At 56.2% G+C, this 19,665-nt stretch carries 17 protein-coding genes and 2 pseudogenes; 9 read left to right on the top strand and 10 right to left on the bottom strand.

What is annotated here, in order from left to right; translation table 11 throughout:
* Positions 1–152 precede the first annotated feature (152 nt).
* The gene (locus KTQ42_RS21825) at positions 153–1,211 is read left to right on the top strand and encodes a hypothetical protein (RefSeq protein WP_217347728.1); all 1,059 of its coding nucleotides are present in this window, start codon (positions 153–155) and stop codon (positions 1,209–1,211) included.
* 53 nt (positions 1,212–1,264) lie between these two features.
* Positions 1,265–2,050, top strand: coding sequence for a hypothetical protein (locus tag KTQ42_RS21820; protein ID WP_217347727.1), 786 nt, complete (start codon positions 1,265–1,267; stop codon positions 2,048–2,050).
* A 56-nt stretch (positions 2,051–2,106) separates the two neighbouring features.
* Here the strand turns inward: KTQ42_RS21820 and KTQ42_RS21815 are convergent, their stop codons facing one another.
* Positions 2,107–2,304 (bottom strand): hypothetical protein, encoded by a 198-nt coding sequence (locus KTQ42_RS21815; protein ID WP_217347726.1) that lies wholly within the window; start codon positions 2,302–2,304, stop codon positions 2,107–2,109.
* Positions 2,305–2,460: 156 nt separating this feature from the next.
* On the opposite strand from KTQ42_RS21815, the gene KTQ42_RS21810 reads away from it, so the two are divergent.
* Complete coding sequence (locus tag KTQ42_RS21810; protein WP_217347725.1) at positions 2,461–2,853, top strand: VOC family protein; 393 nt, start codon at positions 2,461–2,463, stop codon at positions 2,851–2,853.
* A 61-nt stretch (positions 2,854–2,914) separates the two neighbouring features.
* On the opposite strand, the gene KTQ42_RS21805 is transcribed toward KTQ42_RS21810, so the two are convergent.
* Positions 2,915–4,006: an ionic transporter y4hA gene (locus tag KTQ42_RS21805; RefSeq protein WP_217347724.1), complete on the bottom strand. Its 1,092-nt coding sequence runs from the start codon at positions 4,004–4,006 to the stop codon at positions 2,915–2,917.
* A 415-nt stretch (positions 4,007–4,421) separates the two neighbouring features.
* On the opposite strand from KTQ42_RS21805, the gene KTQ42_RS21800 reads away from it, so the two are divergent.
* Positions 4,422–4,835 (top strand): secondary thiamine-phosphate synthase enzyme YjbQ, encoded by a 414-nt coding sequence (locus KTQ42_RS21800; protein ID WP_217347723.1) that lies wholly within the window; start codon positions 4,422–4,424, stop codon positions 4,833–4,835.
* Positions 4,836–4,871: 36 nt separating this feature from the next.
* Here KTQ42_RS21800 and KTQ42_RS21795 read toward each other — a convergent pair whose 3' ends face one another.
* On the bottom strand, positions 4,872–5,243 hold the full coding sequence (locus KTQ42_RS21795) for a hypothetical protein (protein WP_217347722.1): 372 nt from the start codon (positions 5,241–5,243) through the stop codon (positions 4,872–4,874).
* Positions 5,244–5,508: 265 nt separating this feature from the next.
* Between KTQ42_RS21795 and KTQ42_RS21790 the strand changes: the two genes are divergently transcribed.
* Both KTQ42_RS21790 and KTQ42_RS21785 read left to right on the top strand, forming a co-directional pair.
* Complete coding sequence (locus KTQ42_RS21790; protein ID WP_217347721.1) at positions 5,509–6,762, top strand: PQQ-dependent sugar dehydrogenase; 1,254 nt, start codon at positions 5,509–5,511, stop codon at positions 6,760–6,762.
* Positions 6,749–7,081 (top strand): cytochrome c, encoded by a 333-nt coding sequence (locus KTQ42_RS21785; RefSeq protein ID WP_217347720.1) that lies wholly within the window; start codon positions 6,749–6,751, stop codon positions 7,079–7,081. Before KTQ42_RS21790 ends, KTQ42_RS21785 begins: the two co-directional genes overlap by 14 nt.
* Before the next feature lie 302 nt (positions 7,082–7,383).
* Here the strand turns inward: KTQ42_RS21785 and KTQ42_RS21780 are convergent, their stop codons facing one another.
* From KTQ42_RS21780 to KTQ42_RS21770, 3 genes and pseudogenes are all read right to left on the bottom strand, one after another.
* Positions 7,384–7,566: a hypothetical protein gene (locus KTQ42_RS21780; protein WP_217347719.1), complete on the bottom strand. Its 183-nt coding sequence runs from the start codon at positions 7,564–7,566 to the stop codon at positions 7,384–7,386.
* A 364-nt stretch (positions 7,567–7,930) separates the two neighbouring features.
* Positions 7,931–9,370, bottom strand: coding sequence for a dihydrolipoyl dehydrogenase (locus tag KTQ42_RS21775; protein ID WP_217347718.1), 1,440 nt, complete (start codon positions 9,368–9,370; stop codon positions 7,931–7,933).
* A gap of 115 nt (positions 9,371–9,485) precedes the next feature.
* A pseudogene (locus tag KTQ42_RS21770) lies at positions 9,486–10,398 on the bottom strand (IS5 family transposase).
* Between KTQ42_RS21770 and KTQ42_RS21765 the strand changes: the two are divergent.
* The gene (locus KTQ42_RS21765; protein WP_217348114.1) at positions 10,298–10,738 is read left to right on the top strand and encodes a hypothetical protein; all 441 of its coding nucleotides are present in this window, start codon (positions 10,298–10,300) and stop codon (positions 10,736–10,738) included. The pseudogene KTQ42_RS21770 and the gene KTQ42_RS21765 sit on opposite strands and share 101 nt — an antisense overlap.
* Positions 10,739–11,465: 727 nt before the next feature.
* Here the strand turns inward: KTQ42_RS21765 and KTQ42_RS21760 are convergent.
* From KTQ42_RS21760 to KTQ42_RS21745, 4 genes are all read right to left on the bottom strand, one after another.
* A complete protein-coding gene (locus KTQ42_RS21760; RefSeq protein WP_249223053.1) occupies positions 11,466–12,770 on the bottom strand; it encodes a Y-family DNA polymerase in 1,305 nt (434 codons plus the stop codon).
* Positions 12,771–12,772: 2 nt separating this feature from the next.
* A complete protein-coding gene (gene umuD, locus KTQ42_RS21755; protein WP_217347717.1) occupies positions 12,773–13,240 on the bottom strand; it encodes a translesion error-prone DNA polymerase V autoproteolytic subunit in 468 nt (155 codons plus the stop codon).
* A gap of 481 nt (positions 13,241–13,721) precedes the next feature.
* Positions 13,722–16,415: an EAL domain-containing protein gene (locus KTQ42_RS21750; protein WP_217347716.1), complete on the bottom strand. Its 2,694-nt coding sequence runs from the start codon at positions 16,413–16,415 to the stop codon at positions 13,722–13,724.
* 901 nt (positions 16,416–17,316) lie between these two features.
* Positions 17,317–17,718 carry a hypothetical protein gene (locus tag KTQ42_RS21745; RefSeq protein WP_217347715.1) on the bottom strand — a complete coding sequence of 134 codons (402 nt, stop codon included), beginning with the start codon at positions 17,716–17,718 and terminating at the stop codon, positions 17,317–17,319.
* Positions 17,719–17,953: 235 nt separating this feature from the next.
* Between KTQ42_RS21745 and KTQ42_RS21740 the strand changes: the two genes are divergently transcribed.
* Positions 17,954–18,427, top strand: a complete 474-nt coding sequence (locus KTQ42_RS21740; RefSeq protein WP_217347714.1) for an HAD domain-containing protein — start codon at positions 17,954–17,956, stop codon at positions 18,425–18,427.
* A 297-nt stretch (positions 18,428–18,724) separates the two neighbouring features.
* A pseudogene (locus KTQ42_RS21735) lies at positions 18,725–19,617 on the top strand (IS5 family transposase).
* Positions 19,618–19,665 lie beyond the last annotated feature (48 nt).

The following is a 19,665-nucleotide window of genomic DNA, read 5'->3' as shown; positions in this document are numbered from 1 at the left end:
GGCAATTAGTATTTATTTTTTGCAATACTGCTATGGCTAAATTGTCACTAGATAATTATAATTTCTATAGCGAAAAATCGCTAAGGGAGCCGCGCTGGAGAACCAACTCAATTGCGCGGAAAAAATAATACATGTCCATCTGACCGTATTCCATGACAACTAAAAACTGGGCCGCCACGGCCCCGGCCGCACTGATGCTTTCCCTAGTCTTTTCCGCCTGCGGCGGCGGAGGCGGTGGAGGCAATGACGGCAGCAATGCCGGCACGGCCAATGCCAACCCCAACACGTCCAATGGCACGAACACGACGGTTGCCGCCATAACAAAAGCAAACTATTCGGAAGTCGCGTCGATTGCAGTCGACCCGGTCGGCGAATTGCTGAACCTGGATCAGGTCACTGGCTCGCTGACAAGCGGGGTCGAGATCAGGGGAACGCGATTCGGCCTTGGCGATGCAACGCTTGCTATCTATTCCCGCTTCCGTGGCAGGAACGGCCAATTAATTACCGGCGCTGCCTACACCGAAAATTGCAGCGGCGGCGGTTCCATCACGATCAACGAATCCAGTGCTAGCGACCAGAGCGTGACCGTCGGCGACAGTGCCTCGATCACGGCCATCAACTGCAAGGAATCGGGCTTGCCCACATTTAATGGCAAGTTGAGCTTGAAGGTCACTGCAGTGTCCGGCGACCCGGTCAATTCCACCCGCTACAGCATGACGTTGGCGGGCCTGTACGATAATTTCACCTTTATCACTGGTAATGAGAGCGTGTCTATCAACGGCGATATAGCGATCTCGGCAAGCCAGAATGGGTCAGATACGGTCAACATCGGCATACGAGGCAACGCGCTTGGATTTTCCGTCGTCCAGAGCGGCGTAACCACTGGCAGCTATCGGCTCAGCGACTACAGCTTCAGCGGCACGGACGCGAATGGCGCTGTTTCCCTGTCCGGCAAATACGGCGTGAGCGGCACCTCGCCGAAGCTTGGCGGCCAGTACGCCTTCGCGGTGGAGACTCTTCAGCCTATCGTCGTCGGCAGTTCCAGCGACCATCCTTCTTCTGGTGTGCTGATTGTTCGCGGTGCCCCGGCAAGCGTGACTGTCACCGCCATCAACAGCAGTTCGGTACGCCTGGATTACAGCGACAACGGCGATGGCACGGTCAGCGCGACCCGCACACTGGCCTGGACCGAGTTTGATACGCTAAATTAATCTTCCGACCCACCGCGTACCAGGCGCCACCTTCAGGTGGCGCCATCCTTTTCATGCACAAAATTATTTCGAATGCGGCGGCCATGTTCGCTGCCATGCTGCCGCTCGCCGCGGCGGCACAGTGGCAAGCGGCGGTTGACCTGGGCCTGCGGCGCACAAGGGTTGCCGAGTACAACGAGCGCGGTCAGCGCCTCGTGGTCGAGCGGGGCTGGCTACCAGGCCTGGGCCTTGCATTGGACTATCGTGGCGAGGACACTGACCTGTTTGCCGCAGCCAGCATTTTCGATGCTGATCTCGACTATGACGGCCGCCTGCAAAACGGGCATGCCTATCGGAGCCAGACTCGTACCACGCTGGCGCAGGTCCGTCTTGGCGCGCGCTACCGGCTGCATGGGTCAGCACGCCTTGTGAGCTATGCCGAGCTGGATCACTGGCGACGCGATATCGAGGGTAGCGGTAATGTCGTGGGCTTGCGGGAAAGGAGCTGGTCGCCGCGCCTGGCGTTGGGCCTGGAGCAGCGCTGGCTTGTCGGCAGCGGCGGTCGGGTTGAGGCGAGCCTGGCGATCGTACGGGCCGCACCGGAACGCCTGAAGGTCAGCTTTTCGGGCTTGCTCGACGATGCATCCTTCCGTACCCGCAGCGCAACCGGCTTCGCCGCGGATTTGCTTTATTACCCGTGGGCAGCGGTCCCGCTTTCGCTGGGCATGCGCCTGGAGTCGATCAAGGTGCCCCGCAGTGCAGAAGTCACCGCCTATCGTCAGGTGCAGCCTAGCGGCACGCTGGCCCAGCCGGAGCATGTACGCCATGCCGCCACCCTGTTCGTACGCTATTCGTTCTAAAGTAATGGTGATACACGGCCGGCAAACCTTTCACAGCGCCTTTGCAGCGAATTCGATCAGGCTTGATGACTTGGACCGCGTGTCATTTTGAAGCGCAGGATGAGCGGGTCGTACTGCTGCCTGACCGGCATGACAGCCGTTACTTGCCTCGCTTCTTCAGGTGTCAACGGCGGGAAAAATGCATCGGCTGCTTTTGCCGAAGTCGTTGGCAGCGGCGCCCCATTGCGAGCCACATTCATTGCAAGCTGGAACATTGTTCCTTACACTGTGCCGCTTACCCCTGAACGACAGGTCAATATGTCGCGAAGCTGGGCAAGGCAGGAACGCCGTGCCACGCCAGTCCCGGTAAGCCACGATACACGTTAATAATTCAGCCCGGCTACCTGCCGGCGCATCAAAGGAGATAGCGGATGCTCAATCACATCATGGTTGGATCAAACGATATTGAACGCTCAAAGCGTTTCTACGACGCGGTGCTCGGCGTGCTGGGTGCCGGAGAACCCATGCGCCACAAGGCCGATTCCGGCCATACCCGGCTGTTCTACCGGCATGACGGCAGTACCTTTTCCATCAGCGAGCCAATCAATGGCGAAGAGGCCATGCCCGCCAACGGCAGCACCATCGGCTTCAAGTGCAGCTCGCCAGAACAGGTCAGGCAATTCCATGACGTTGCCGTTGCCCATGGCGGCAAGTCGATCGAGGACCCGCCAGGCCTGCGTGACGGCAGCATGGGACCGTTGCACCTGGCTTATGTGCGGGACCCGGATGGCCATAAGCTCTGCGCCATCTATCGCGGCAAATAAGGCATGCATGCAGCGTCAGCGACAGGCTGCCGATTCATGCGTATGGCAGGCTCAGCCCGGCTCAGGGAACAATCGTGGTGAACAGGTAAACCGCAAAGATCACCAGATGAACCGTGCCCTGCATGACTGTGGTGCGGCCGGTGCCGAGCGAGAGCGTGGCAACGATGATGGACAGCAGCAGCAGCACGGTGGATTTGATGTCGATGCCCAGCGACAGCGTCCAGCCTGTCATCAGCGAGACGATGGCAACGGCGGGGATGGTCAGTCCGATGCTGGCCAGCGCAGAGCCCAGGGCCAGATTGAGGCTGGTCTGCAGCCGGTTGGCGCGTGCGGCCTGGTAGGCAGCGATGCTTTCCGGCAGCAGCACCACGGCGGCAATGATGATGCCCACCAGTGCCTTTGGCGCACCTGCGGCCGCCACCGCCGCCTCCACGGTCGGCGAAAGGGACTTTGCCAGCAACACAACGCTCACCAGGCAGACGATCAGCAGTCCAGCGCTCATGGCCGCCATTTTTCTCGACGGCGGTGCGGCATGGGTTTCCTCGTCGGCTGCGGCTTCCGGCAGAAAGTAATCGCGATGACGCACGGTCTGCACCAGCACGAAGGTACCGTACAGCACGAGCGACACGATGGCGATGAAGGCGAGCTGGCTGCTGCTGTAGACCGGCCCCGGCGTCGTGGTCGTATAGTTGGGCAGCACCATCGTCAGCACCGAGATCGCGGTCAGCGTGGCGAGCGCAGCCGACACGCCATACAGGCCGAAGGTCTGCTCGCCGTGCTTGCGCCCGCCTGCCAGCAGGCACAGGCCCACCATGCCGTTGAGGATGATCATCACCGCGGCGAACACGGTGTCGCGCGCCAGCCCCGTCGTTTCCGGACCGCCGGCAAGCATCAGCGAGACGATCAATGCGACTTCAATGGCCGTCACGGCTATGGCCAGCACCAACGTGCCGTAGGGCTCGCCGACCCGATGCGCCACCACCTCGGCATGGAACACGGCGGCAATCACGCCGGCAAACAGGCCAATGACCAGCAACAGCGTAAAGAAGACGCCGAGCATCTGACCCAGCCCGAAATAGGATGCAGCAAGAAGGGCCCAGGCAAGCGCCGGTGCGGCGACGGACCATGCAGGCAGGGAGGCGCTCAGTTTCAATGGCAGCTTTCGAAAGGTTGAAAAAGTCGGGAGACGCTGGACTGCCTGTGCGGCTCAAGCCAAGACTGTGCGCAGCTGGCAGGGCAGTCAGGCGCTGTTGCCACCGTCCTTCCCATGGGCTCCGGCCCGGCGCGGAATGCGCTTGGGGCCATCATTGTTTCCTTCAGTGACCGCATGCCCTGGACATAGAGGGCGGAGAATCCTGTAATCGTTTCCGGATTGTAGCGGGTCAGATTGCGCGACAGCTTGCGGCAATCCGAACTTTCCAGGCGCGGGCCTTTTAGCAGGCCGCCGTGTAGTCCTTTGGCCATCTTCGTACAGGCCCATGCCGATGAAGGCAACGGCAGCCCTCGCCATCAGGTCATTATTCGGGTATCAAACAGGCTGGCCCAATACATCGACAGGAGCATCCTCCATGGCACAACAGTCCATTCTTACGTTTGCCACTTCCGGGCGTGGCTTGCAGGACATCAGCGACGCGGTGGCAGGCGTTGTCGCGGATTCCCGCGTGCAGTGCGGGCTGGCACATGTCTTTGTTCAGCATACGAGCTGTTCCCTGACCATTACCGAGAATGCCGATCCCGACGTGCTGCGCGATCTCGACACGGTCCTGTCGCGGCTGGCGCCCGACGCCGACCCTGGCTACCGGCATGACGCCGAAGGGCCGGACGACATGGCTGCGCATGCCCGCAGCGTGCTGACCGATACCGGCCTCATGGTGCCGATCGGCGCCGGACGCCTTCTGCTAGGAACATGGCAGGGCATCTACCTGTGGGAGCACCGCACCGGCGGGCAGCGCCGGCGCGTGGTCGTGACGGTGCTTGGCTAGTCCCGCCATCCTGCTTCGCAAGCTTGGCTTCCAGGGTTATTTCTGCTGCGTGCCCATGCCTTCCTGCTGCGGCATGCCGCCTGCCGCCGAGCCGGCCGGCGTCGCGGCGCTGCCGCTCGTGGCAGGGCTTTGAGGCGTGCCACGGTCCGTCGTCGTGCCTTCGGCGCCGCCTGTGAGCGTGTTTCCGGTGGCGCTGGAGCCGGATGTTTGCGGTTGTGTGCTTCTTGCGGCGCCGCTGTCCGGACTGCCTGGCGTTGCCTTGTCAGTCGGAGCGGCCTCGGCACCGCCGGTCAGGGTGTTGGCGGTTTCTCCTCTCGTCGATGGCGATTGCTGTGCCCATGCGGTGACGGAAAGCGATCCTGCCAGCAGCAGGGCTGCGACGGCGGTGCGAGGTACTGAAGTGTTCATGCAAGCCTCCGGGAAAGCGCGAGTGAGTATCTGCCGGGTTGCCATTATCCGCATGAGCGTTTTCGATCCGCTTGGCGAAACGCCATACCGCGGCTCTTGTGAGACGTTCAGATAGCGCAGAAGTTTTGTGGCTGAATTGCGTTATCTGCAAACACCAGCAGGAAGAGTTGATTTTCTTCAAACCTTGAACGGAAGACACAGATTAGGCTGACTTGTAGTAATGCATGATGTCACTACAAATACTCAAAACTCAGATGGAGACAAGATGAACATCAAGGGTCCTATCGTCGCCTCGGTCGTTGCGCTCTCCTTGCCGCTGGCTGCCACGGCGCAAGACAACATGAAGAAGCTGGAAAACTTCCAGTCCACCGGCGCCAACCTCAATATGGAGACCATTCCCCAGACGGGCGCCAAGGCTGATGCCATTCGGAACAACCTGAAGAACGTCAAACTGCCGCCGGGCTTCAAGATCGACCTGTATGCCATCGTCCCGGATGCGCGTCACATGGCGGTGGGGCCGTCGACCGGCATCCTCTTCGTCGGCACCCGCAAGACCCAGGTCTGGGCAGTGACCGACCGTGCCAAGTCGCGGGTCGCGGACGAAGTCAAACCGTTCTCGCCCTCCATCAGCATGAAGGTGCCGAACGGCGTGTGCTTCTCGCCCGACGGCATCCTGTATCTGGTCGAGCACAACCGGGTGCTGGCATTCCCGGCCGCGGAATTTTTTTATGAAGGGCCGGATGTGGCGGCGGCGGCCGTGGTGCCGCAGGGACAGCTGATCCCGGTGGAAGAGGAGAGCTTCAACCACGGCGCCCGCGCCTGCCGCATCGGTCCGGACAACAAGCTCTATATCACCATGGGCAATCCGTTCAACGTGCCGGCCAAGGAAAAGCTGGCGATCTATGGCAAGACCGGCATGATGGGCATCCTGCGCATGGACCGGGACGGCAAGAACCGGGAGGTATTTGCCCAGGGCGTGCGCAATTCCGTGGGCCTGGACTTCAATCCCAAGGACAAGACCCTCTGGTTCACCGACAACCAGGTCGACGGCATGGGTGACGACACGCCGCCGGGCGAAATCAACCGCGCCACCAAGGCCGGCCAGCATTTCGGCTTTCCCTGGTATGGTGGCGGCAAGGTGCGCACGGTGGAATACAAGGACGACAACCCGCCGGCAAACGTGGTCTTCCCGCAGGTGGAAATGGCCGCCCATGCAGCCGACCTAGGCATGACGTTCTATCGCGGCTCGATGTTCCCGGCGAAATACCAGGGCGGCATCTTCAGCGCGCAGCATGGCTCATGGAACCGTACCACGCCAGTGGGCGCCCGGGTGATGTACACCTCGCTAAAGGCGGATGGCACCGCCGACAAGACCGAGGTATTTGCCGATGGCTGGCTGACGCCGAACAAGGAATACCTAGGCCGGCCGGTGGATCTGGCGACGCTGCCGGATGGCTCGCTGCTGGTGTCGGATGACTACGCCGGTGCGATCTACCGGGTTTCCTATGCCGGGCAATAAGCGGGCGGGTGCCTTGCTGCTGGGGGCGCTGCTGGCTGCCGGCAGCGGCCAGGCCTTGGCCGCTGACATGGGCGCCGCCAAGGCCAAGGCCGGCCAGTGCTTCGTCTGCCATGGCGCCGACGGCCTGGCCAAGGTGCCGGACGCACCCAATCTGGCAGGGCAGAATGAAGGCTATCTGGTCAAGGCGCTGAAGGACTACAAATCGGGCAAGCGCGAGAATGAAATGATGAACACCATGGCCAAGAACCTTTCGGACCAAGACATCGCGCTGGTGGCGGCCTACTTCAGCGGCATCGCCATCACGGTCAAGGCGCCTTAAGGGGAAAGGGTATTCGTGCTGCCTGCATGCCATGCCCACTGTGCAGGCGGCATGCGGATGTGCCATAAAGCCGGGCATCATCGGCTTGCCAGCCGATGATGCCCGGCTGCATTCAAGGCGCTAGGGACCAGGGTTGGGATTGTCGGGCAGCGAGGGAAGTGACCGCAGGAATTCATACATCGCGGTCAGATCGCGGTCGGTTTTCCTCCCGTACACGGGCCACGGCATCACCTGCAGGATCTCGCCGGGCGCGTCATGCGGATTGTCTCCGGTGGGCAGGGTCTATATGAACTCCACCAGTGTCAGGCCGGCCTGCCGTTCGCGTCGGGGGGCAGGTTCGGCGCCGTCAGGGCAGGGCCGAAGGTGCGGCCGCTGGTGAAGTACTGTTGGTAATTGACCAGTTCCGGGAAGCTCTTGAAAGGGTCGCCCGTGGGCATGTACGACGGATCGGTATGGCAGTCATTGCATCCCGAGGTATTGACCACATAGCTGCCCAGGCCGACCAGGATACGATTCTTGCCAGCCAGATTCAGCTGGACGCCGGGCGGGATGATTTCATAACCGCGCTTGACCTGCTCCAGCTCGGGTCAGAGGGTCGATGCCCTTTTTCACGGAAGGGTCTGCATGCGCGCTCTGCACGGTACCCAGCGATGCCAGGGCCATCGCCACCAGCGGTACGCAAGCTGCTATTGGAACCTTGAACATATCGCATCCTTTCAGTCCAAGGAATCGGCATATGGTTTTTGTGTGGCTCCCTGATCGACAGTCATGCAGAGTTTTGCCGCTTCACGCGTGGGCTGCTGGAGGCAGGTCATATTGCAGCACCGGCGCCGCGCTGGCGATAACGCCTTACGTCCCCGGCGTGCAGTCGCGGCATTTTTCCATGTCCAGTTGCACCGGCTTGAGCTTGCGCGCCAGCTGGCGCAGGGCGCTGCGCAGGCCTTCTTCCACGGTGGGATGGTAGAACGGGCTGTCCACCATCTGCTGCACGGTCTGCTGCTGCTGCAGCGCCCAGGCCAGCAGGTGGCCGATGTGCTCGGCAGCCGGGCCGACCATTTCCGCACCCAGGAAGCGGCCGCTGCCGACCTCGCCGTAGACCCTGACCAGACCGCGGTTTTCCGCCATCACCCGGCTGCGTCCCTGGTCCTCGAAGCTGGCCTCTCCCGTTTCGAAGCGGCTGCCGCGCGTTGTCAGCGCCGCATGGCCGCCGCCGACGATGGCCATTTGCGGATCGGTGAAGACAATACCCAGCGGCGCGCGGCGCAGGCGGCTTTGCACATGCGGATAGCGGCCTGCGTTGGCGCCGGCAATCGCGCCCTCGTCGGTGGCTTCATGCAGCAGCGGCATGTTGGCGCTGGCGTCGCCGGCCATGAAGATGTGGCTGCCGCCGATCTGACCGGTGTTGGGGTCGGCCTTGGGCACGCCGAACTCCTCCAGCCCGAGGCCGGCATGCTGCAGGTCCAGCCCATGCAGGTTGGCCCGGCGGCCCACCGCCACCAGCAGGTAATCGAACGACTCTTCTCGCTCGACGCCCTGTTCCGAAAAGGACATCCTTACCTGGCCGTCCTGCAGTGTCGGTTGCAGTTGTTCGGCATAGGCCGAAAAAGGAAGGTCGCTGGTGAAGATGGCGCGCGCCGCATCCACCACGGCCGGGTCGGACAAGGGGCCGACGCTGCCATTGCGGCCAAAGAGTCGCACCCGCACGCCCAGCCGCGACAGGGCCTGAGCCAGTTCGAGGCCGATCACGCCGGCGCCCGCCACGGCTAGCGAGCGCGGCAGGTCGTCCCAATAGAACACGTCATCGCTGACGATCAGCCGGTCGCCCAGCGACTCGCGCCAGCCAGGCGGCACGACCGGGCTGGAACCGGTAGCAATCACGATGCGACTGGCCTCCACTTCGAGGTCATCGCCCACCCGCAGCAAATGGGGCGCTACGAAGCGCGCTGGACCACGCAGTCTGTGCTCCGCCGGCCAGGCCTCGACCGAATCGACCACGAAGCCGGCGAAGCGGTCGCGTTCCTCGCGCACCCGCCGCATCACGGCGCGGCCGTCGACATGGCAGCCGCTCGCTGTCACGCCGAACAGCGGCGCGCGCGCCACCGCATGGGCGGCTTCGGCGGCTACGATGAGCAACTTGCTGGGCATGCAGCCGACCCGCGCACAGGTCGTGCCATACGAGCCAGACTCGATCACAACCACCTTCTGCGTATAAGCCAGCGCGGCACGGTAAGCCGTCATGCCGGCGCTGCCGGCGCCGATGACGGCGACATCCACTTCAAGACGTTTCATGGGTTCTCCTGTTCTCCGCGGCCGGATGGGCGTGTCGGGTTCGGGGCATCATAGTCCAGATGGGCTCTGTTGCAGAAATAAGATAAAGGACGGGTTGGCTTTCCTATAGACACAGTTATGGCATAGCAACCGTAATCGGCATGTCAAGGCGCGTAAAGCGATTCAGCACAGCGGCACGGGCCTGTAATTCGGTGCCTTGATGATTAAAGTCGCGCGCCATGATGCGTTCCCCGAGCAGCTTGAAGCAGCGCATTTTGGTCGCGACCAAACTTCGTCGTTGGTAGCCACTCCACTTTTTCCATATCGTTCGACCAAGGCGGCGTGTCGCTTGAAGGATCTCGTTGCGTACTTCAGCAACTAGCTGGTTTATCTTCTCTGGCTTGGCATTCTCCCGGGTTGGAATGACAGCATCCGCCTGACGTAAAGCGATGGCTTCATGGCAGCGTTTCGTATCGTAGGCGCCATCGCCGCTGGCGAGCTGCTCTTCCGGAGGAATCTGACCTAGCAGGTTGGGCAGCATAGGTGCATCACCGATACTGTTGTCGGTCACTGCCATGGCGCCAATCTCAAGCGTGGCAGCATCAATGTCGAGATGGACCTTGCGCCATTGACGGCAGTAATCGGCGCCATGCTTCTTTGTCTTCCATTCACCTTCGCCTAGCATCTTGATGCCGGTGTTATCGACTAGCAGGTGCAGGCCAGTCGTGGTCGGCACGACTTCAATGCCGACGCGCAATGTCTTTTGCCGCCGGCTCACGGTGCTGTAGTCGGGGACAGGCCAGTCCAGGCCTGCCAATTGCACCAAACTTTGGGTCATACCCATGGCTTGGCGTAGCGGCAAACTGAACAAGCACTGATGCTTAGACAGAACTGAATGGCTTCGTCACTCAAGCTCGGACTGCGGCCACGCTTACCGCTTGTCAGTTCATGCTGGAATCGAGCCAGATGAGTAGCGAGCCGCGTGCCTTCAGCGCTGCGTTATACGCCTTCCAGTTCGTCGTTCGATACTTCTGCGGAGCGGGTTTCATGCGGCCAGCCTACCCGAGCCTTCAACCCTGCGCTGAGCTGCCTGATTTATGCAACAAACCCGCTGTCCTTGGAAACTTCGACTATGCTGCCTTGAACAAGAATGCGCGGCGGTCTCCGGCCTTCAGGCCGGAGAAGGATAGCGCGGATGGTCAACGTTGCCGGCATGCTGAGAACGCTGACACCAATGCGGCCAAAGTGCAAAGAAAGCGCGGCATTGCGCTCCTGCGCGAAGGTGTGAAGGCCAAGCCTGTGAAACGTGCTGCCGTATGGCGTAAGAAGAATCTAAATGTTACTGGGGCGGGCGGGATGCTCCAACACGTCTGTGCAGCGGTCAAATAAGACGACGGCAAGCCTAAAAAATTTGTCGTCGCACGCTGCGACGAAGCAAAAAATAAAGGCCGTAAGGCCCGAAGCACGGGCCTTTTAGGCCGGTGAGAGTGCACTGGCGGAGTCACGTCACCTCAGGCCTTGGAGAATCCATACAACAAATATATGACACTGGACCAGAACCCTTTGTTGACAACGACAGGCTTTATCAATCCACCCGCGCTGGATTACACGATTTTGGATTCGCACCTAGACGCTCGGGACCGAATGGGACGGCTTATCGCCTTTACCGGCAGACTTGTTAAGTTTAATGACCTAAATATCGGCTGCCCCGGGGAATATTGACAGCAGGAACCGATTTGCCTAATACAGTAAGAGGTATTGGCATTGGGGTCGAGGCTGCTTTATTGGTCGGGTTCGATGCACAAAAGAATGCCTATATGGCGAAGATGGAGACAAACGTGACACTAGCCTCTTCCCCGGCTGCCTATTTTGTACAGTCAACTACTTCCCGGTACCTGTGCATCAGGCAAACCGTTGACCATGTCCATAGTCCAAGTCCGAAAGTTGAAGAAAGTGAACCCCTGCGTTTAATTTGAGAACTTGGAACGGGGTGCCCGTTTACCGTCGAGTTGATGTATCCGCAGAGCAGATAACGACTTTCGTTGTGAGCGGCAACGTTGTGCCAAACCCTTACTGAAACTGCTATTTACGGGAGTCAAGGATTGGTTGAACGTGGTCAATACGCCCATGCCTTGGGCAACTCGGTCCAGCGCGTCGTATAACGAGGTGTCTTATTTTCAGCGCGAGCTACCCAGTCTCTCCGCGTCCCGGAAGCAGCAACAGTAAGCGTGTTCCGACCGTATCTAGCGTTGATACGGTCTAGGGCCGACATTAAAGCATCTGAATGGTGGGCCACGTCTTCTACTTGGGAGAAGAGGGAACCCTGACGCTGGTGCTGCGGCGAAAGGTCCAATAACATAACACCGCACTTCTTGTAGGCATACCCAGGCTTATAGATGCGCTTCAGGCCGTAGAGTGCAGCAGCCACCAGCTTCAATGTATCGTTCGTAGGATTGGGCAAAGGAATCACCACGCCATTGGTGTATTGCGGGTCGTTCTCTCGGAAAACATCCGTCATCACGAAAACCTGTAGAGCGCCGGCAACGCTTCTCTGTACCCTAAGCTTTTCTGCCGCGCGCGATACATAACTCGAGAGAGCTTCTCCAAGCTCTTCCAATTTCATGACCACCCGGCCGAAGCTCTTGGAGGAAACGATTTGCTTTTTCGGTGGCGCGACCTCTTCCAGCGCTAGGCAAGAAATGCCTTGAAGTTCCGCGACGGTGCGTTCCAGCACAACAGAAAAATGCAGCTGTAATGCTTTGGGTGATGCTCGGCGCAAGTTCTCTACAGTACGGATGTTCATTGCGTCGAGCTTTGCAGCAATGCGGCGGCCAACGCCCCAGACTTCTCCCACATCAATGGTCGACAGAAGGCGAGCAAGTTCGCTCTCTGGGTAGGTCGTCATGTCAAAAACCCCACCAAACTGTGCATTCTTTTTGGCGATGTGATTTGCAAGCTTGGCCAACGTCTTGGTCGGCCCAATACCTACGCAGACAGGAATGCCAGTCCATTTTCTGACCTCCACCCGGATAGATTGTCCCATGACCACTAAACACGGCCACAGATGACGCATCCGCTCCAAGCGAAGAAAAGACTCGTCAATTGAATAAACCTCGACGTCAGGGGTGAAGTTACGTAGGACTTGCATGACGCGCGCGCTCATGTCGCCATAGAGGGTATAGTTTGACGACAACCCTATGAGGCCATGGCGTTTGACAAGCGGCTGTAATTGGAACCACAGCGCACCCATTTGGATGCCCAATGCCTTGGCTTCAGCGCTTCGCGCAACTGCGCAGCCGTCGTTGTTTGACAGAACGACTACTGGACGGTTTTCAAGCTTGGGGTTGAAAACCCGCTCAGCTGAGACATAGAAGTTGTTGCAGTCAACCAGCGCGTAGATGGGACTGGCCGGCGCAACCATGGTCACCCCTGAAGCTTGCGTACGACGCCAACGACCACGCCAAAAACGACGAGTTCTTCATGCTCTTTCAAGCGAATTGGCGAGTAGCAGGGATTTTCCGGCCGGAGCTCAACGCTATCCTGAGTGATATGAAGTCGTTTGATAGTGTGCTCTCCATTCAAGACAGCAACGATAATCATGCCGTGACGGGCTTCCATAGACCGGTCAACAACTATTTTGTCGCCATCAAAGATACCGACGCCGCACATAGAGTCGCCGCATACGTCGAATATGAATGTCGCGGCCCTGTGTTTTACCAAATAATCGTTCAGGTCTAGGCCCGATTCAACATAGTCTGCTGCTGGTGATGGGAATCCCGCTGGACACTTCACCAAGAATAGGGGTGGCTCCTTTCCCTTTGGCGAGGGATTTACCGGCCAAATGACCGGTACTAGCGTGTGGAGCTCGGCGAGGTTGACTATGTCAGGCATCAGGCATTGGCCTTGAGAAATACTGTATGTTTGTTCAGTATATTTTTCAGCCACGCTTCCCGCAAGAGGCAAGTCTAAAAATGTTGATGCTTTCGCGATACTGGGTGTCCTAAGTCCCAATATGCAAGTGCTCCCGTCTTCCAGTACGAAGATTCGCTAATTCGCGACACCCGTATTAACGTTACCGAAATTCGGTTTTTAGTCGCGAGGACGATAGCGGGCAAGGCGAAAAGAGGAGTCGCCGCACCGTACAGGCTTTCCTTCAGTTTTAAAGTCTGAAATTTGCGGCAAGGCTTCATCAGGGCCGGAAGGTAAGTGGCAATTGACATAAGTTCCTTACCTGTAGAGATGAAGATAGCGTCGGCGTTGACGTCTGTCAGGACAGCGAGGGTATTGTTGGGAATCAGCCCCTGTATTGCTGAGTGTCCGGTGTAATTCATCAACCAGACAACCCTACTGTCTGCGCATAGCCGCATTGTTACTAACTTCCATTTGGGAAAACTGGTTTCGAGAGAATAGGTGGAGTCTCACCAGGAGGTACGGGCTTGGAAATATAGAAGCCCTGCATTTCATCACATTGGAGTTCACGCAAAATTAGCGCTTGACTCAATGTTTCTACACCCTCAGCAACAACCCGCATATGCAAAGCATGTGCCATGGTCACAATTGCAGTGAAAAATACTTTGCCTTCTTCTGAGTTTTGAATCTCTGCAGTAAAAGTCTGGTCTACTTTGAGAACATCAAAATTCAGCCGCTGCAACTGGGACAATGATGAATAACCGGTACCGAAATCGTCGACTAATATTTTGATGCCTCGTCTCTGTAGCATTGAAAGCATCTTCAAAATTTCGCCGCTTTCGGCCACCATAGAAGACTCGGTAATTTCCAACTCAATCAAATGAGCGGGGACAGCATGACGTGCTAGCGCAGATGTAAGGACGTCCACGATGCCTGGGTTATTGACTTGCCGAGGCGACACGTTGACGGAAACTGGGACAGTTCCGTTTTGCTGGCGAGTCCAATGGGAAAGCTGGGCGCATACCTTGTCAATAACCAGTTCACCTATTGCCACAATCAGGCCAGTTTCTTCTGCAAGCGGTACGAAGTGAACAGGCTCAAGAAGGCCTTTAGAGGGATGCTTCCAACGTATAAGCGCTTCCAGACTGACTATTGCACCGGTAGTGACATCCACACGCGGCTGATAGTACATAATGAACTCGTCTCTCGAAATCGCTTCTCGTAATTCAGTTTCTTTCGCGAGCCGATCCCTTAGCGCATTGTAAAACTTGGCCTCGTAAAACTGGTAGCCTCGTTTGCCATTGGTTTTAACGGAGTACATCGCGATATCGGCTTTTTCCAGCACTGCGGATGCATCCTCGCCATCTGTCGGAAACAATGCAATACCAATCGACGTTCCGACCGCGTGCACGCCTTGGGTCAGGCGAAAAGGCTGCTCAAACGCTCGCTGAACCCGCTCGGCCACATGTGCAGCATCAATTCTGTACTCCACGTTCTCGAGAATGACCACGAATTCGTCTCCACCGAATCGAACTACCTTGTCGTGCGGACGTATCGCCTCCCGAAGGCGATGGGCGGCATGCTGCAGCACTTCGTCGCCTGCGGCATGCCCGGCGGTGTCATTCACTTTCTTAAATCCGTCGAGGTCAATAAAGAGGACGGCTAAGCTTTCGTCAGCTTGTTCCGCTTTCATGATTGCTTTTGGTAAATAATTTTGTATCCAATGACGATTAGGTAGGCCCGTAAGGACGTCCTCATCACTACGTCGCTTTAGTTCTGTCAGGTGCTCTTTCGTTTCGCTAATATCACGCAGGCGCACTGCAAGAAGTTTGTCGGAACGAAGAATCTTGATTTCTACCCATCGAAGCTGAAGTGAACTGCCTACCGGCGTTTCCATTTCCCTTTCATAGAAGCCTTTGTCCCATGCTTCATTTAACCAAGACATGAGATTTTTGACATTGATGCCGCTTCGAAAAGAGGAAACTTTTCTGTTAATGACCGATTCCCTTTTAACTTTGAAAAACTCAGCGGCACGCTGATTGCAATCTATAAGTTTAAAGTCCGTAATTAAGCCAGTTATTTCAAAAATTGGCTGATAGATGTAAATACCCTCGCTAGCATCTTCAGTGGCCAATCTGTAAGTAGCGTAGGTAAGAAAAAGCTGGTGTTTCCTCCATGCCATTTCAACGCTAAGGACCATGGCGGTCAGCGTGAGGAGCGCAAATCCCAAGCTTATCCAAAGGGCATATTGCATTGAATAGTCGTATTGGTCCTGGTAATTTTTGAGCGCTTCTCGGCCATCCAAGCCGGCGAACGCTGTTAACGCATATCCCTGAATTTTCTCCCAGCCAACAAATCTGCTTCGTTTATCTCCGAAAAGTTTGCCATCAAAAAACGCACTTCCATGTGGCGTTGTAAAAGCAGGATTGGTAAAGAGCCTAGGCGTATTAGGCGAAGAAAGGGTCTCACCAATACGGGTTACCATAACTCTCTGGTCGTCGCTGACGAAACCTATAAGGCCACCATTCCCCAATACAGTAGAATCGTAATTGGCTGTAAAAAGGGCTGCCGCGGCCGACACGACAACGACTCCGTTGAAATCCCCATTTTTATCTGTCAAACGTCGGGAGAGTTGAATCACGTTCATCCCGGATGCGCGGCCGACAGAGGGGCGGCTGATATACAATGAATCCGACTTCGCCGACTTTTGTGTTAAAAAATAAGGCCGGTCAGCAACTGACACAACTTCGAGCTTTGGAAGTGTCGTAAGGACCGGCATTCCGTCCTGACCAAAAACGGTGACGTAATAACTAGATGGAGAAGGAAACAGACTGTATTTATTAAGATGTTGGATGAGCAATTTTCCGTCTGATAATTCCCATTCGAGCTGAACATGTCGCATCATCTGGTCGATAGAATCGAGACTACGTTTGAGGCGATCAGCATGACTGTGTGCAAATGACGCAGTATCGCGAAGCACACGAGCTTCAGCATTTTTCTTGGCTGTATCTTCTATCGCAAAAAATGCACCCCATCCAAGGGCCGCAATTATCAATGCAATCAGAAACCAAGTTATTAACGTTGAAAGCAATTGCCGAGTAAAACGGAGTTTTTCCAAAAAGCTTCCGGAAAGTATGTCGCCTGCCAATCTATTCATATAGCATCAAGAAAATTCTCGTGCGGGTTAAGTGTTTGTGTAACTACAAAAGAGATTATGTATGGCTGAGTTATCCAGATTTTGCCAAATAGGTTAAATTCGATTCAAATCGTTTTGAAAATTAGAATGATGCTCAAAATTCCGCTCGGAGACTTGTGGGCGTACTGAAAAAGCTGTGAAATTGGACGATTTCATCGTAATCTCGTTTGTGCGCGGCACTGCTGCAGAGTACTTTTGGAATGGAGAGATAGTTTTTCTATTAGTCGTGTGCTATCGAAGTCTGCCCCGCCCCTCATGGCGAACCGGAAAATTATGGCACAAAATTCTAATATCACTTTCGTTGAGCGGCAAAAAAACCGTAAATGTTCATTAGACATATCAAAGGATAGTAGCAACGAAGGGCACATGCAGGACTCTTCTTTATCGATAAAAATCTATTTTGCACACTTAGCCTTGCAAAAGCGACGAAATCGTCGATGCCATTGCGGGAGAGCGTAGGTGACTCGAATTCTCGTCTACTTTCTTAGAATATTTTTCCTGGGAAATATCCAGCCAAGCGCCGCTCAAAATGCCTTTTTTCCATTGACCCAACTCCCGTTCAATACGATCGAAGAGCGCGTGGGTGCCTGCGTATATTGCGATGGGGAAACTACTAGAGGTATCACAATGTCTACTTCTCGCGCTTGGCCGGGAATACTGGTGGTTACTTCTATAATTAATTGGTCGCATTCAGGGATGAACGCCGCAAATATGTACCGATGAATTTTCTGTTGCCACCATTTCCGCCAAATTCGATGAGCTTTCGGGTACGACGTTCCGCGTCAGCTTCCTCGGTCCAATACCAACTAGCCAGTTAATCGTTCACACCGGAAAGTTCCGAAGGCTCAGCTACTCCTAATAATCAGCTAAGCTGGTTCAGGTCCGGGAAGTGCTCATTGAGGGTAGCCTCGGCCGAATCGTATGTCTCAATTACCGCGTTTCGTTGTTTGTCGACTGGCTGCAGGTGTATGCCGACCAAAGTAAGCAATCCGCCGACTTCAATGAAATCCCTCGCGTCGGCCCTGAAATCTTGAAGTGCAACCTTCAGTTCTCGACCCGCCGTTTGCAGCCGGCTTAGCTTCCGATGTTCGGATTCAACGTCATTGAACGCCATCCGGGCCTGCCCTGCAACTCGCTTGAGAGACCTGTACATGTCTGGGTTAGCAGCGACAGCCGCACTGAAGGCTTTCTCACGCGCTCTGAGCGCAGCTTTTGCTTCCGCTCGTTCCTGCTCACAACGCTTAAAATACTCTTTGCTCAACATAGTAATCCTCTGTATTTGGACTAGACGGGGTTGGCACCTCGCGGTGCCAAAAACGTGTAGCAAGCAAAAGGAAAAATTGAACACGGCTTTAGAAAGTTTTCGAAATTTCTTCGTGGTCGTTCTTGCAACGATTGTGAGATAAAAACAAATGAGTACAAACCTTGGGGTAAGGTGAAAGAATGAGAGCGCCGAGGGAGCCGGTGCAGTTTTGGAGGCAGAGCTATGAAGGTGCAAAATGAGAGTGATTTTTGCCGATTATGACGGCGTATTTCATCCAGTGAGTGACCTACACTGGTTCAGCATGGGGCTTCCAGTTGATACGTGCATAGAGCGCGGGCGCCTCTTCCGTTGGGCGGCGATATTGCACGAGATGCTTACCCCGTACCCAGATGTACGCATCGTTGTCCACTCCAGCTGGCGCCTACTGCATCCTGAAGAACGAGTGAAGTTTCTCCTTGGTCCTTTGGCCGAGCGAGTAGTCCATGTAATTTCGCGAAACTACGACCGCGGTGATGGCGTTGCCGCTTACATAGCAGACAATGAAATTGAAGACTATGTGATTATCGATGACCGACCTGACTGGTTTGCGCCGGATACGCCAAAAATCATAGTCTGCGACTCTGAGACCGGCATCTACAATGAACACGTGCGGGCACAGCTAATAGAATGGCTGAAAACACAGCCCACGCCGAAGGACACTTCGCTTTAGCCGGCCAGGTACTCAAAACCAAGTGAGACTGACCCTAAGAGATTTCCGATATAGAGAGTGCTGGCCCCAAAAATTTGAACTCGAGAATCGAGGTGGGACAAAAAGCCCTGCTTCATTTTTCAGGGTTTCCAAACCGGCATGGGCAGACCATGTATGCTAATTCCATGTTATCAAGGTCGGGCTAATGTTTTAGCAAAATTTCAGCTCGCAGGCGAATATGTTCGGGCACGCTGGACGGCTTTGTTGCACAAATCAGGCCGTCGAGCGCAGCAGCGGCAACTCGGATAGGCTGATGGCATGAAACCCGCTCCGCAGAAGTATCGAACGACGAACTGGAAGGCGTACAACGTAGCGCTGAAGGCACGCGGCTCGCTACTCATCTGGCTCGATTCCAGCATGAACTGACAAGCGGTAAGCGTGGCCGCAGTCCGAGCTTGAGTGACGAAGCCATCCAGTTCTATGTGAGCATCAAGTGCCTGTTCAGTTTGCCGCTGCGCCAGGCCATGGGTATGACCCAAAGTTTGCTGCAATTGGCAGGCCTGGACTGGCCTGTCCCCGACTACAGCACCGTGAGCCGGCGGCAAAAGACATTGCGCGTCGGCATTGAAGTCGTGCCGACCACGACCGGCCTGCATCTGCTAGTCGACAGCACCGGCATCAAGATGCTAGGCGAAGGTAATGGAAGACAAAGAAGCATGGCGCCGATTACTGCCGTCAATGGCGCAAGGTTTATCTCGGCATCGATGCCGCCATGCTTGAGATACGGTCATGGAAGTAACTGACAACAGCATCGGTGATGCGCCCATGCTGCCCAATCTGTTGAATCAGATTCCTCTGGAAGAGGCCGTTGCCAGCGTCAGCGGCGATGGCGCCTACGATACGAAACGCTGCCATGAGGCCATCGCGTTACGCCATGCGGATGCCATCATTCCGACCCGGAAGAAGGCTAAGCCATGGAAGACGAACCGGACCTACAAACGACACGCCGACTGGCTCGAACGATTTGGAAAAAATGGAGTGGCTACCACCGACGAAGTTTGGTCGCGACCAAAATGCGCTGCTTCAAGCTGCTTGGTGAGCACATCATGGCGCGTGACTTCGACCGCCTGGTCGCTGAGCTGCAGGTCCGTGCCGCCGTGTTAAATCGCTTTACGCGTTTTGGCACGTCCATAACGGTCACGATGCCATAACTCGGCCGGTAGAAAGCCAAACTCTGTCTTTACCTTATTTGTGCAACA

This window comes from Noviherbaspirillum sp. L7-7A, from assembly GCF_019052805.1.
Taxonomy (GTDB): domain Bacteria; phylum Pseudomonadota; class Gammaproteobacteria; order Burkholderiales; family Burkholderiaceae_D; genus Noviherbaspirillum_A.
This window is presented reverse-complemented; position numbering and strand designations above follow the sequence as displayed.

What these genes read in the sequence shown, in the direction of transcription:
- KTQ42_RS21775 (WP_217347718.1), bottom strand. Translation starts at nt 9,370, where the DNA reads ATGAAACGTCTTGAAGTGGATGTCGCCGTCATCGGCGCCGGCAGCGCC.
- KTQ42_RS21740 (WP_217347714.1), top strand. Translation starts at nt 17,954, where the DNA reads ATGAGAGTGATTTTTGCCGATTATGACGGCGTATTTCATCCAGTGAGT.
- KTQ42_RS21795 (WP_217347722.1), bottom strand. Translation starts at nt 5,243, where the DNA reads ATGAACACTTCAGTACCTCGCACCGCCGTCGCAGCCCTGCTGCTGGCA.
- KTQ42_RS21820 (WP_217347727.1), top strand. Translation starts at nt 1,265, where the DNA reads ATGCACAAAATTATTTCGAATGCGGCGGCCATGTTCGCTGCCATGCTG.
- KTQ42_RS21745 (WP_217347715.1), bottom strand. Translation starts at nt 17,718, where the DNA reads ATGTTGAGCAAAGAGTATTTTAAGCGTTGTGAGCAGGAACGAGCGGAA.
- umuD (WP_217347717.1), bottom strand. Translation starts at nt 13,240, where the DNA reads ATGCCTGACATAGTCAACCTCGCCGAGCTCCACACGCTAGTACCGGTC.
- KTQ42_RS21785 (WP_217347720.1), top strand. Translation starts at nt 6,749, where the DNA reads ATGCCGGGCAATAAGCGGGCGGGTGCCTTGCTGCTGGGGGCGCTGCTG.
- KTQ42_RS21825 (WP_217347728.1), top strand. Translation starts at nt 153, where the DNA reads ATGACAACTAAAAACTGGGCCGCCACGGCCCCGGCCGCACTGATGCTT.
- KTQ42_RS21765 (WP_217348114.1), top strand. Translation starts at nt 10,298, where the DNA reads ATGCTGGAATCGAGCCAGATGAGTAGCGAGCCGCGTGCCTTCAGCGCT.
- KTQ42_RS21790 (WP_217347721.1), top strand. Translation starts at nt 5,509, where the DNA reads ATGAACATCAAGGGTCCTATCGTCGCCTCGGTCGTTGCGCTCTCCTTG.
- KTQ42_RS21815 (WP_217347726.1), bottom strand. Translation starts at nt 2,304, where the DNA reads ATGTTCCAGCTTGCAATGAATGTGGCTCGCAATGGGGCGCCGCTGCCA.
- KTQ42_RS21750 (WP_217347716.1), bottom strand. Translation starts at nt 16,415, where the DNA reads ATGAATAGATTGGCAGGCGACATACTTTCCGGAAGCTTTTTGGAAAAA.
- KTQ42_RS21760 (WP_249223053.1), bottom strand. Translation starts at nt 12,770, where the DNA reads ATGGTTGCGCCGGCCAGTCCCATCTACGCGCTGGTTGACTGCAACAAC.
- KTQ42_RS21800 (WP_217347723.1), top strand. Translation starts at nt 4,422, where the DNA reads ATGGCACAACAGTCCATTCTTACGTTTGCCACTTCCGGGCGTGGCTTG.
- KTQ42_RS21810 (WP_217347725.1), top strand. Translation starts at nt 2,461, where the DNA reads ATGCTCAATCACATCATGGTTGGATCAAACGATATTGAACGCTCAAAG.